Origin of the sequence: Bacillus taeanensis, assembly GCF_003318295.1 — a bacterium.
Classification (GTDB): Bacteria; Bacillota; Bacilli; order Bacillales; family UBA6769; genus Maribacillus; species Maribacillus taeanensis.
This window is the reverse complement of sequence record NZ_QOCW01000001.1, coordinates 40,767-53,053: the sequence shown is the minus strand read 5'-3', so window position 1 is coordinate 53,053 and position 12,287 is coordinate 40,767. Positions and strand designations below refer to the sequence as shown.

Below are 12,287 nucleotides of genomic sequence, written 5' to 3'. Positions count from 1 at the left end.
ATAAGTAGAAAATAACTAAATAAGAAATTTCCTTCAGCTAAATGAGAGAAAAAGTTTTCGATTACCCTGTCTTGCTGGTTTCATTTTCTTTCAACGCTGTATTTCTCATTCTCCAAACATCACTTAAAAATTCACTTTATAAAATTCGTTTGCACAGCTTTATTTACTGGTGCTGTTGTTTGACGAATCACAAGGTCTGGAATCATTGAAATACGCTGCGTAATTTTATTGTTTTTTTCAATTTTCTGAACTAATATATCCATCGCTTGCTTTGCTAACTCATCAAGAGGCATAGTAACTGTTGATAGTGGAGGATCTACAATTCTAGACATCATTGTATTATCAAACCCAATAATAGATAGTTCTGTTGGGATCAAAATACCTTGCGCCTTAGCTGCCTGCATTGTTCCAATGGCTAATACATCATTACATCCAAAGATAGCGGTTGGCTTCTCTTCCTTGCTAAGTAATTTCTCAGCCTGTATTTGTGCTCCTTCAAGTGTAGAATCACACGTAACAATTAAGCGGTCATCCACAGAAACGCCTTTATCAGCACATGCTTGGCGGTATCCTCTTATTCGCTCTTCACTACTTGTATGCTCCTCTGCAATGACACCAATTTTCTTATGACCTAAAGATAATAAATGTTCACCTACTTGATAGCCGCCTAAATAGTCATCAACGATCACACTATCAATACTATATTCTATTTTTGGATTATTAAAAAAAACAAGCGGAACTTTTTCTTTAATTAACTGTTTAAGAGTTGTTTCATTTTTAAAAAGAGAAGCAATAATAAAGCCATCAACACTTTTTTGTCTTAAAAGGGTAAGGTGCTTTTCTTCTCGTTCGCGATCATTTCCTGTACTGCACATTACAATACTAAATCCTAGTTTCTGGCCATATTCTTCTATATACTTCATATATTGCGCATAAATAGGGTTATCAATATCAGGAATTAAAAGGGCTATTGTATAGGTTGATTTTCCTTTCATCGCAGAAGCAAGCATGCTCGGGCGATAATTAAGATCATCCATAATTTTCATGATTTTTTTGCGCGTTTTTTCACTTATTCTTCCTTTATTGTTTATTACTTTTGAAACAGTCGTTGCCGATACCCCAGCTTCCTTTGCTATATCATAGATTGTTGTTTTCATCTCACCACGCTCTTTCTCCTCTTCTTATTTTTAAAAAGCTTTCTATAATCTTTATATGCTAAATATTATATCACAGGTTTTTTTCCGTCACACTTACATGATGATCTAGCTTAAAAAAATAAAAAAGCATAAGCTCCTCTTATTAGGGAAACTTATGCTTTCAGCTCTATAAAATAAAAATTCCACCAAGTTTATGTATTTGGTGGAGACGGTGGGAGTCGAACCCACGTCCAGAAATGTCGATACTTAAGCGTCTACGAGCGTAGTCAACATATTAGCAATTCGCGAACGCTTCGGCCTGCTGACGGGCTTCTACGCAGCTAGTCTGATTAATCTCTTCCTTCATCCTCAGACGGTGGAATCCGGCGTAGCCCACTTAGAGTGAGTCCCTTACCCTACCACATGGGCGATGGAGGGAGGAACCGCTAGCATGCTTACGCAGCTAAAGCGAAGTTGTTGTTTTCTTTGCCAGTTATAGGCTTTGGCGTTTTAACGAGCTCGCCGACTCGGCTCGCAACTCAAGCTCGATTCACCCCTGTCGAATCCGTAACGTCCCCATATAGGAAAATGTTCGGATGAATCTAAGCTTAATTGCTTGTAACAGCAATATTTAATTAACGTTATGTGTTTATTATAGCAGGAGAACATTAAGATTTCAAATGGTAATTTATTACTTTTGGCGATCACGAAAGGCACGTTCGATTTCACGTTTGGCATCTTTTTGTTTTAATGATTCACGCTTATCGTAATTTTTCTTACCTTTTGCAATACCAATTAACACCTTTGCTACACCATTTTTAATGTACATTTTTAAAGGTACTAACGAATAGCCGGCTTCTTTTGTAATTCCAATTAACTTACTGATTTCACCACGATGAAGCAATAGTTTACGTGTTCGCAGTGGATCGTGATTGTAACGATTGCCTTGTTCGTAAGGGCTAATATGCATATTATGAAGGAACACTTCACCGTTTTCAACACGTGCAAAAGAATCTTTAAAGTTTACCCGGCGTGCACGAATCGATTTAATTTCTGTTCCCTGCAGCACAATGCCTGCTTCAAGCGTGTCTTCAATAAAAAAATCATGACTAGCTTTTCGATTTTGTGCAATCACATTTCCATCACCTTTTGGCATCACGAATCCCTCTCTTTCAACGACATATTTAATTGTAACAAAAATAGTCAAATAAAGTCAAGAAGCCTCTACGAAGAGGCCTCTTTATCTTTAAATTATTTAGCTGTCTTATTTACGCTTCTTTTTCTTTTTCTTTTTTGAAACGTTATAGTAAAACGGCTTTTTCTTTTTAGATTTATCTTTTTCGTCCTGTCCGCTGTCTCCTAAAGATAAACCATTGCGGTTATTTTTTTTACGGTTGTTTCGTCTTCCTGAACCTGAGCCAGCATTGATTACTTTTGGTGCTTCTTTTGCGGTACGCTTCCGATTTCCTTTCATACCGACAATTTCAAAATCAATGGAACGCTCATCAACATTTACGTTAATGACGCGAATTCTAATTTCGTCTCCAATGCGGAACACATTGCCTGTCCGCTCCCCAATCATCGCATAATGTCGCTCATCATAACGATAATAGTCGTCTGTTAAATAGCTAACATGAACAAGCCCTTCAATTGTATTAGGGAGTTCAACGAATAAACCAAAGTTTGTAACCCCGTTTATCATTCCGTCAAATTCTTGTCCAATTTTATCTTCCATATACTCAGCTTTTTTCAAGTCATCTGTTTCACGTTCCGCATCAACAGCGCGGCGCTCGCGTTCAGATGAATGACTAGCAATTTCAGGAAGCTTTTCATTCCATTCTGCTTGTGTGTTTTGGTCCACTTTCTTTTCAAATAAATATGTGCGAATTAAACGATGCACAATTAAGTCAGGATAACGGCGAATTGGCGATGTAAAGTGCGTATAGTATTCTGTTGATAATCCAAAGTGTCCTAAACTTTTTGGATCGTACTTTGCCTGCTGCATCGAGCGAAGCATAACCGTGCTAATAACAACTTCCTCAGGCTCGCCCTGCACTTCTTCTAAAAGCTTTTGAAGTGCTCGTGGATGAACGTTATTTGCGCTTCCTTTGACGATATAGCCAAAGTTTGTAATAAATTCAAAAAACTTTGCAAGCTTTTCCTCTTTTGGATCTTCATGAATACGATATATAAACGGAATATCCATATGATGAAAATGCTCAGCAACCGTTTCATTTGCAGCAAGCATAAATTCTTCAATTAATCTTTCTGCAACTGAACGTTCACGAATGACCACATCTGTTGGGTTACTGCCCTCATCAACAAGTACCTTTGCTTCTTTAAAATCAAAGTCAATGGCACCGCGATTCATTCGTTTGCGTCTTAAAATATCGGCAAGCTCTCCCATTAAATCAAAAAATGAAACGAGTGATTTGTATCGTTCAAGTACTTCTTCATCTTCTCGCTCTAAAATCTTTCTTACATCGGTATACGTCATCCGCTCGGTCGTTTTAATGACACTAGGGAAAATATCATGATTAACAACTTCCCCTTGAGCTGTCATTTCCATTTCACAAGAAATCGTTAACCGATCCACTTTTGGATTTAAACTGCAGATCCCATTTGATAAACGATGCGGAATCATTGGAATAACACGATCTACAAGATACACACTTGTGCCGCGCTCTAATGCTTCTACATCGATAGGTGATCCCTCTTTTACATAATGGGTGACATCAGCGATATGCACACCGAGCAGGTAGTTGCCGTTCTCAAGCTTTTTCACATGTACGGCATCATCTAAATCTTTTGCATCTGCTCCATCAATTGTGACGATTGTTTCATTACGAAGATCACGACGTCCTTCTATATCTTTTGGGTCAATAATATCCGGTGTGTTATGTGCTTGTTCGAGTGCTTTAACTGGGAATTCACGCGGCAGACCATGTTTGTAAATAATCGAGAGAATGTCGACGCCAGGATCATTTTTATGACCAAGAATTTGAAGTACTTCTCCTTCTGCACTCATTTTCCCTTCTGGGTATTTTGTAATTTTCACCACAACTTTATGCCCGTCTACCGCCCCATTAGCAGCACTTTTTGGAATAAAAATATCATTAGCAATCCGTTTATCATCAGCGACAACAAAGCCAAAATGTTTGCTGTCAGAATATGTACCCACTGTTTCAGTAACTCCGCGTTCAATAATACGAATCACTGTTCCTTCTGGTCTTGTTCCTGATGATTTTGGATGCAAACGAACAAGTACTGTATCTCCGTTCATTGCACCACCTAAATCGGATTGCGTTACATAAATATCACTGCCGAGATCTTCTTCAGGAATAATAAACGCAAAACCTTTTGCATGTCCCTGCACACGACCTTTTACAAGGTTCATCCGCTCTGGCACTCCGTAACGATTGCTTCTCGTACGTACAATTAAACCTTCCTCTTCCATATAATTTAACGTTTTAACAAATTCTTTAAACTCACTCGAATCCTCAAGTCCAAATACTTCTTCAAGTTCATGAATCGTAAGCGGTTTATACGCATCTTCTTTCATAAACGAAAGAATCTGATCAATTTTTTGTTGATTCAATTTACATGCACCTCCTTATATTTCATTCCTTTATCTTTTACTTAATTCGACCAGTCAAGGCTTTCAAGAAACTGATAAATATCTTCATGAAGCTGTTCCTTTTCCTTACTGAGCGTAATAACATGTGTAGAGTTTTCATACCATTTTATATGCTTATTATCTGATTCCACATTATTGTAAATAATATTGGCACTGTCTGTATTAATCATTTCATCATGACGGGCCTGCACGACAAATGTCGGTGTATAAATCATATCAATGTTATCCCGTACATCGGAAATAAGGTTTTGAAGATCCTTAATCATTCCTGTTGGAGATTTTTTAAATTCCTCAAGTTCTGCTGCAATTTGCTCTTCTGATTTCTTTTCACGCTTTTTATATTCGGTCGCATATTCAACAATACCCGCAAACATCGTTTCTTCACTTTTAATATACATGGGAGCACACATAGGTACGATACCCTTTACATTAGAAGTGTAACCCAATTTTAAGGAAAAAACCCCTCCAAGCGATAATCCGCATATGGCAATTTCATCATGACCCATTTCCTGCAGTGTTTGAAACCCTTTCTGAACATCTTCCCACCAATCTTCTGGTCCATAATGGATAAGCTCTTCGGGTGGTACACCATGTCCTTTATACTGTGGGGCATGAGATGTATAACCTTTATCCTGGAGAAAACGCCCGAGCATGCGAACATCGGCAGAACTTCCTGTAAAACCGTGCAGCAGTAATACAGCACGCTTACCTCCTTGAAATGTAAATGGTTTTGGGGCAACAAGTTTCATAATGAATTCTCCTCCTACTACAATTCGTGTTAATAGTATTAACAACCAAACTTATCATATTAAGGTTTATATTGGTAATTTATGTAGAGATAAAGAAAACAGCAGGCGATTTCCTGCTGTTTGTATGTCTCATGTTAAATAAAATAAGCAACTGCAATTGTAAACACAAAAAATAATACAGCAAGTACAACTGTTATACGATGAAGCACCGCATCGATACCGCGTGCTTTTTGTTTGCCAAAAAGCTGCTCCGCGCCACCGGAAATAGAACCAGATAAACCAGCACTTTTACCAGATTGTAAAAGAACAAGTGTAATAAGTCCAATACATACAATAATTAATAACGTAACAGCAGCAACATACATGGTGTTAACCTCCTTTAAAACGCATTCCAATACTTTTAATGTACCACATTAAAAGTAAGATAATCAACTAAGAAATGCGGAAGCTGCCTGTTTATCGGCGACCAGCATAAGGCGAGACGGCTGGAAGATTGCTTTGCTTTTTAATCTTCTGGCCGAATTGACTTATGACTCGAGCCGATGGCAGCTGAAGCTGGACATAAAGAAATGCGGAATCTGACCGTTTATCGCCGACTAACATAAGACGAAAAATCCTTTTAAAGGGGTTTCGCTTATAGTTCGAATCACTGGCCTTTACTGCTAGAAATAAAAAACAAATCCCCTTTGGTTCGGGGCGCAAAGGGGATTTTGTCTTACTTATTTAGATAAGTTATAGAATGCTTTTTTACCAGCATATTGTGCAACATTTGCAAGCTCGTCTTCGATGCGAAGTAATTGGTTATATTTCGCAACACGGTCTGTACGAGATGGTGCACCTGTTTTAATTTGACCAGCGTTTGTCGCAACAGCGATGTCAGCGATTGTGCTGTCTTCTGTTTCACCAGAACGGTGAGAGATAACTGCTGTGTAACCAGCGCGTTTAGCCATTTCGATTGCATCAAATGTTTCAGTTAATGTACCGATTTGGTTAACTTTAATAAGGATCGAGTTACTGATTCCTTTTTCAATACCTTCAGAAAGCTTTTTCGTGTTTGTTACGAATAAGTCGTCACCAACAAGCTGTACTTTATCGCCAAGACGCTCAGTTAATAGCTTATGACCATCCCAGTCATTTTCGTCTAAACCGTCTTCGATTGAAACGATTGGGTATTTAGAGCAAAGCTCTTCATAGAATGCAACCATTTCTTCAGACGTACGAATAACACCTTCACCTTTGAAGTGGTATTTGCCGTCTTCTTTGTTGTAAAGCTCAGAAGATGCAACGTCCATTGCAAGCATAACTTCTTCACCAGGCTTGTAGCCAGCTTTTTCGATTGCTTCAATAATTGTTTGAAGCGCTTCTTCATTAGAAGAAAGGTTCGGTGCAAATCCACCTTCGTCACCTACAGCTGTGTTGTAGCCTTTGTCTTTTAATACAGATTTAAGGCTGTGGAAAATTTCCGCACCTGTACGTAACGCTTCTTTGAATGTTGGAGAACCAACAGGCATTACCATGAATTCTTGAATGTCTACGTTGTTATCAGCATGCTCACCACCGTTAACAATGTTCATCATTGGTGTTGGTAATGTTTTTGCGTTAAATCCGCCTAAGTACATGTATAAAGGAAGGTCTAGTGCTTCTGCTGCTGCACGAGCAGTTGCCATTGATACGCCAAGAATCGCGTTCGCACCTAATTTACCTTTGTTTTCAGTACCGTCAAGCTCGATTAATAGTTGGTCAATACCAACTTGATCTAATGCATTTTCACCGATTAATGCTGGAGCGATAATTTCATTTACGTTTTCAACAGCTTTAAGAACACCTTTACCTAGGTAGCGCTCTTTATCGCCATCACGAAGTTCAACTGCTTCATATTCACCAGTAGAAGCACCACTTGGTACTAATGCGCGACCGAGTGCGCCGCTTTCTAATACAACTTCAACTTCAACAGTTGGGTTACCGCGAGAATCTAGTACTTCACGACCATATACATCAGCAATAATTGTCATAGCTTATTTCATCTCCTTAATTTTTATCATTATTTTTTAAAAGGTTATTTTTTAATTAACGATTTACCTGTCATTTCTTTTGGCTGTTCTGCACCAAGAAGGGCAAGTACTGTCGGGGATAAGTCAGCTAAAATGCCATCTTCTCTTAGCGTAACGCCTTCTTCTGTCACAATAACAGGAACAGGGTTTGTTGTATGAGCTGTCATCGGAGTGCCCTCAGGTGTAATTACCTCATCAGCATTTCCGTGATCAGCTGTAATAATTGCTTTTCCGCCTTTTTCAAGCAGTTTATCAACAACGCGGCCAAGACATTCATCAACTACTTCTACTGCTTTAATTGTTGGCTCAAGCATACCAGAGTGACCTACCATATCCGGATTTGCAAAGTTTAAAATAATAGCATCATGTTTGTCTGCCTCAATTTCGTTCACTAAAGCATCTGTTACTTCATAAGCACTCATTTCCGGTTTCAGATCGTATGTTGCGACTTTCGGGGAGTCAATCAAAATACGCTCTTCACCAGGAAATTCCTGTTCACGTCCGCCGCTGAAGAAAAATGTTACGTGCGGGTATTTTTCTGTTTCAGCGATGCGAAGCTGCTTGTAACCTTGCTGAGAAAGTACTTCACCTAATGTATTATCTAAGTTTGTTGGTTTAAATGCGACTTCCCCTTTTACTGTTTCACTAAACTGCGTTAAACATACGAAGTGAACATTTTTTGGATAGTCACCGCGCTCAAATCCTCTAAAGTCTTCATTTGTGAATACTTGAGAAATTTGAATGGCACGATCAGGACGGAAATTTGCAAAAATCACAGCGTCATTGTCTTCCACTGTTGCAACTGGGCTTCCATCTTCTTTCGTAATAACAGATGGAATGACGAACTCATCATAGATGTCGTTATTATAAGAATCTTCTACTACAGCGGTCGGATCACTATAGCTTGGTCCTTCACCTAACGCAATCGCACGATAAGATTTTTCAACGCGTTCCCAGCGCTTGTCGCGGTCCATTGAATAATAACGACCGGCAATTGTTGCAATTTCTCCTACTCCTACTTCGGCAAGTTTATCTTTTGTTTGTTCAATAAATTGTTTTGCCGTTTGCGGACCCACATCGCGTCCGTCTAAAAAGCCGTGTATGTAGACACGTTCAACGTTTTCACGCTTTGCCATTTCTAACAGTGCAAAAATATGATCAATATGACTATGGATCCCACCATTTGATAATAAACCAAAAATATGAAGATTTGAGTTTTTATCTTTCACATGATCCATTGCTTCTTTAAAGGTTTGATTTTCAAAAAAATCTCCTTCGCGAATTGACAAGTTTACGCGCGTTAAACTTTGGTAAACGATACGGCCGGCACCAATGTTTAAGTGACCAACTTCAGAATTCCCCATTTGACCTTCTGGAAGTCCTACCGCTTCACCACTAGCCGTTAGCTGTGCATGAGGGAATTTGTTCCAATAACGATCAAAATTAGGCTTCTTAGCTTGACTAACCGCATTCCCTTTTTCTTCTTTACGGCATGCGAAACCGTCAAGAATAATTAATGCTACGGGTTGTTTAGCCATTGTTAACAGCCTCCAACAATTGTAGGAAAGATTGCGGCTCTAAGCTTGCACCGCCAACAAGTGCACCATCAATGTCAGATTGCTCTAGTAATTCTTTAATATTGTCAGGCTTTACACTGCCTCCGTACTGAATACGGATTGCGTCAGCTGTTTCTTGAGAAAACTGTTCAGCAAGTACTGTACGAATATACGCACATACTTCATTTGCCTGCTCACTTGAAGCTGTTTTACCAGTTCCAATTGCCCAAATCGGCTCATAAGCAACAACTGTTTGTTTTGCTTGCTCTTCAGATAGACCTGCTAAGCCTTTTTCTACCTGCTCTTTTACAACTTCTTTTGTGCGATCTTCTTCACGCTCTTCAAGTGTTTCACCAACACAAACAATTGGTGTTAATCCGTGTTTGAACGCTGCGTGTGTTTTTTGATTTACTGTTTCATCTGTTTCAGCAAACAATTCACGACGCTCTGAGTGACCGATTACAACATAGTCAACAGCAAGATCTTTTAATGCAGCAGGGCTGATTTCTCCAGTAAATGCACCGCTTTCTTCCCAGTGCATATTTTGTGCGCCAACTTTTAATGCACTGCCTTTTGTATCATTGACAAGTGCATCTAAAAATAGTGCAGGAGCACATACAACAGAATCTACTTTATCTTCCGCTGGGATTTGTCCTTTTACTTCTTCTACAAACCCTTTTGCTTCTGAAAGTGTTTTGTTCATTTTCCAGTTACCAGCAATAATTGGTTTACGCATAATGACTCTCCACCCTTTCCAATAAAATCATTGCTTCTAATAAGAAACCTTGTTATATTAATACGCTGTGCTTATTTATCATCAAGTGCAACAACGCCAGGAAGCTGCTTGCCTTCCATAAACTCTAATGAAGCACCGCCGCCAGTTGAAATGTGATCCATTTTATCAGCTAAATCGAATTTCTCTACAGCTGCTGCAGAGTCACCGCCGCCGATTACTGTGTATCCTTCTGTTTCTGCTAGAGCTTGTCCAACTGCTTTTGTACCATTTGCAAATGTATCAAGTTCAAATACACCCATAGGTCCGTTCCAAATAACAAGCTTCGATTCAGCCACAACTTTACGGTATGTTTCGCATGTTTTTGGACCGATATCTAATGCTTCCCAATCAGAAGGGATTTCTGAAATGGATACTTCTTTTGTGTTTGCATCGTTAGAGAAATCATCTGCAACGATTACATCTTCAGGAATGTAAAGATTCACACCGTTTGCTTTTGCTTTTTCCATAAAAGATTTTGCAAGCTCAATTTTGTCTTCTTCAAGAAGTGAGTTCCCAACATCATGACCTAATGCTTTTACAAATGTGTAAGCAAGACCGCCGCCGATAATTAAATGATCCACTTTTTCAAGTAAGCTTTCGATAACACCGATCTTATCTTTTACTTTTGCACCACCGATAATCGCTGTAAACGGACGATCCGGATCAGATAATGCTTTACCTAATACATCAAGCTCTTTTTCCATAAGGAAACCAGCGACACTTGGCAGGTGTTCTGCAATGCCAGCAGTGGAAGCATGAGCACGGTGTGCGGCACCAAACGCATCATTTACATATACATCTGCAAGTGCTGCAAATTCTTTTGAAAGCTCTGCATCATTTTTCTCTTCACCTGGATAGAAGCGAACATTTTCAAGAAGTAGGACATCGCCATCGTTTAAATCAGCAACTGCTTTGTTTACTTCTTCACCGTAAGCTTCATCTGTTTTTGTGACAACTTGTCCTAATAATTCGCTTAAACGCTTTGCAACAGGATCAAGACGTAACTCATCAACAGCTTCACCTTTTGGACGACCTAAGTGACTTGCTAAGATTACTTTTGCACCTTGTTCAGTTAAGTACTGAATTGTCGGAAGTGCTGCGCGGATACGCGTGTCGTCTGTGACGTTACCTTCAGACATCGGTACGTTAAAATCAACACGGCAAAACACTTTTTTACCTTTTAGTTCAATGTCACGAACTGTTTTCTTGTTCATTGCTTAGCCTCCTATCCTTTAACGAGCAAAAAGTAGGTCAAATCGCTATAATTTGACAATATAACTTTACCATAAGACAAGCAAAAGAGGGGTAAAAATTACCCCTTTTGCTATTTATTTATTATAAACCTTTTTTCGCAATATAATTAACAAGGTCAACTACACGGTTAGAGTAACCAGTTTCGTTGTCATACCAAGAAACAACTTTAACCATGTTACCTTCCATAACCATTGTAGATAATGCATCAATTGTAGAAGAGCTTGTGTTACCGTTGTAGTCAGTTGATACAAGCGGCTCTTCGCTGTAAGAAAGCACGCCTTTTAATGGACCTTCAGCAGCTTCTTTTAACGCGTTGTTTACATCGTCAACTGTTACTTCTTTATCTAATTCAGCAACAAGGTCAACTAATGATACGTTTGGAGTTGGAACACGCATTGCCATACCGTTTAATTTACCTTTTAATTCAGGTAATACTAGTGAAACTGCTTTTGCTGCACCCGTTGTTGTTGGGATGATGTTTTCAGCAGCCGCACGCGCACGACGGTAATCTTTATGTGGAAGATCAAGAATTTGCTGATCATTTGTATAAGAGTGAACTGTTGTCATCATACCACGACGAACACCGAAAGTATCGTTTAATACTTTAGCAAATGGTGCTAAACAGTTAGTTGTACAAGAAGCGTTAGAAAGAACATGGTGGTTAGCTGGATCATACTTGTCTTCGTTAACACCCATTACTACTGTAATATCTTCGTCAGATGCAGGAGCTGAGATAACAACTTTCTTCGCGCCAGCTTCTAAGTGTTTCGCTGCGTCAGCACGCTTTGTAAAGAAACCAGTTGATTCTACAACTACTTCTACACCAAGCTCGCCCCAAGTTAATTGAGCAGGGTCACGCTGAGAAAGCACTTGAATTTCTTGACCATTTACTACTAAGTTTGTACCGTCAGTAGAAACTTCTACGCTTAAACGACCGTGTACAGTGTCATATTTTAAAAGGTGAGCAAGCATGTTTGCATCAGTTAAATCGTTGATTGCTACTACTTCTACCTCAGGGTTGTTTAATGCTGCACGAAATACGTTACGTCCAATACGACCAAAACCATTAATACCTATTTTTGTTGCCATGAAAAATTCCTCCTTCAATGATTTAAAAATGTTGGTTTAT

10 protein-coding genes, 1 other RNA gene and 1 pseudogene are annotated in these 12,287 nt (G+C 39.1%); all 12 read right to left on the bottom strand.

Annotation, left to right across the window (positions count from 1 at the left end; all coding sequences use genetic code 11):
* Positions 1-131: 131 nt before the first annotated feature.
* The 12 genes and pseudogenes from DS031_RS00270 to gap all read right to left on the bottom strand — a co-directional run bounded on the left by DS031_RS00270 (position 132) and on the right by gap (position 12,247).
* Complete coding sequence (locus tag DS031_RS00270) at positions 132-995, bottom strand: LacI family DNA-binding transcriptional regulator (protein ID WP_281269087.1); 864 nt, start codon at positions 993-995, stop codon at positions 132-134.
* Positions 996-1,022: 27 nt separating this feature from the next.
* Positions 1,023-1,160, bottom strand: a pseudogene (locus DS031_RS24380) (LacI family DNA-binding transcriptional regulator); the annotation flags it as partial.
* A gap of 197 nt (positions 1,161-1,357) precedes the next feature.
* Positions 1,358-1,714: a transfer-messenger RNA gene (gene ssrA / locus DS031_RS00265) on the bottom strand.
* Positions 1,715-1,827: 113 nt separating this feature from the next.
* A complete protein-coding gene (gene smpB, locus DS031_RS00260; protein ID WP_113804319.1) occupies positions 1,828-2,292 on the bottom strand; it encodes an SsrA-binding protein SmpB in 465 nt (154 codons plus the stop codon).
* Between the two features lie 108 nt (positions 2,293-2,400).
* Positions 2,401-4,698, bottom strand: coding sequence for a ribonuclease R (rnr, locus tag DS031_RS00255; protein ID WP_245947148.1), 2,298 nt, complete (start codon positions 4,696-4,698; stop codon positions 2,401-2,403).
* Positions 4,699-4,775: 77 nt separating this feature from the next.
* A complete protein-coding gene (locus tag DS031_RS00250) occupies positions 4,776-5,522 on the bottom strand; it encodes an alpha/beta hydrolase (protein WP_113803926.1) in 747 nt (248 codons plus the stop codon).
* A gap of 134 nt (positions 5,523-5,656) precedes the next feature.
* Complete coding sequence (gene secG / locus DS031_RS00245; protein WP_113803925.1) at positions 5,657-5,887, bottom strand: preprotein translocase subunit SecG; 231 nt, start codon at positions 5,885-5,887, stop codon at positions 5,657-5,659.
* Between the two features lie 354 nt (positions 5,888-6,241).
* Positions 6,242-7,534, bottom strand: coding sequence for a phosphopyruvate hydratase (gene eno, locus DS031_RS00240; protein WP_113803924.1), 1,293 nt, complete (start codon positions 7,532-7,534; stop codon positions 6,242-6,244).
* A gap of 44 nt (positions 7,535-7,578) precedes the next feature.
* On the bottom strand, positions 7,579-9,111 hold the full coding sequence (gene gpmI, locus DS031_RS00235; protein WP_113803923.1) for a 2,3-bisphosphoglycerate-independent phosphoglycerate mutase: 1,533 nt from the start codon (positions 9,109-9,111) through the stop codon (positions 7,579-7,581).
* The gene (gene tpiA / locus DS031_RS00230) at positions 9,104-9,865 is read right to left on the bottom strand and encodes a triose-phosphate isomerase (protein ID WP_113803922.1); all 762 of its coding nucleotides are present in this window, start codon (positions 9,863-9,865) and stop codon (positions 9,104-9,106) included. The genes gpmI and tpiA overlap by 8 nt, the downstream gene beginning before the upstream one ends.
* Before the next feature lie 71 nt (positions 9,866-9,936).
* Complete coding sequence (locus DS031_RS00225; RefSeq protein ID WP_113803921.1) at positions 9,937-11,118, bottom strand: phosphoglycerate kinase; 1,182 nt, start codon at positions 11,116-11,118, stop codon at positions 9,937-9,939.
* A gap of 121 nt (positions 11,119-11,239) precedes the next feature.
* The gene (gene gap, locus DS031_RS00220) at positions 11,240-12,247 is read right to left on the bottom strand and encodes a type I glyceraldehyde-3-phosphate dehydrogenase (RefSeq protein ID WP_113803920.1); all 1,008 of its coding nucleotides are present in this window, start codon (positions 12,245-12,247) and stop codon (positions 11,240-11,242) included.
* Positions 12,248-12,287: the final 40 nt, after the last annotated feature.

Bases quoted from the DNA above. Each gene is read 5' to 3' on its own strand.
- rnr (WP_245947148.1), bottom strand. From the start codon at position 4,698: ATGAAAGAAGATGCGTATAAACCGCTTACGATTCATGAACTTGAAGAA.
- smpB (WP_113804319.1), bottom strand. From the start codon at position 2,292: ATGCCAAAAGGTGATGGAAATGTGATTGCACAAAATCGAAAAGCTAGT.
- secG (WP_113803925.1), bottom strand. From the start codon at position 5,887: ATGTATGTTGCTGCTGTTACGTTATTAATTATTGTATGTATTGGACTT.
- DS031_RS00225 (WP_113803921.1), bottom strand. From the start codon at position 11,118: ATGAACAAGAAAACAGTTCGTGACATTGAACTAAAAGGTAAAAAAGTG.
- DS031_RS00250 (WP_113803926.1), bottom strand. From the start codon at position 5,522: ATGAAACTTGTTGCCCCAAAACCATTTACATTTCAAGGAGGTAAGCGT.
- gap (WP_113803920.1), bottom strand. From the start codon at position 12,247: ATGGCAACAAAAATAGGTATTAATGGTTTTGGTCGTATTGGACGTAAC.
- DS031_RS00270 (WP_281269087.1), bottom strand. From the start codon at position 995: ATGAAAGGAAAATCAACCTATACAATAGCCCTTTTAATTCCTGATATT.
- tpiA (WP_113803922.1), bottom strand. From the start codon at position 9,865: ATGCGTAAACCAATTATTGCTGGTAACTGGAAAATGAACAAAACACTT.
- eno (WP_113803924.1), bottom strand. From the start codon at position 7,534: ATGACAATTATTGCTGATGTATATGGTCGTGAAGTACTAGATTCTCGC.
- gpmI (WP_113803923.1), bottom strand. From the start codon at position 9,111: ATGGCTAAACAACCCGTAGCATTAATTATTCTTGACGGTTTCGCATGC.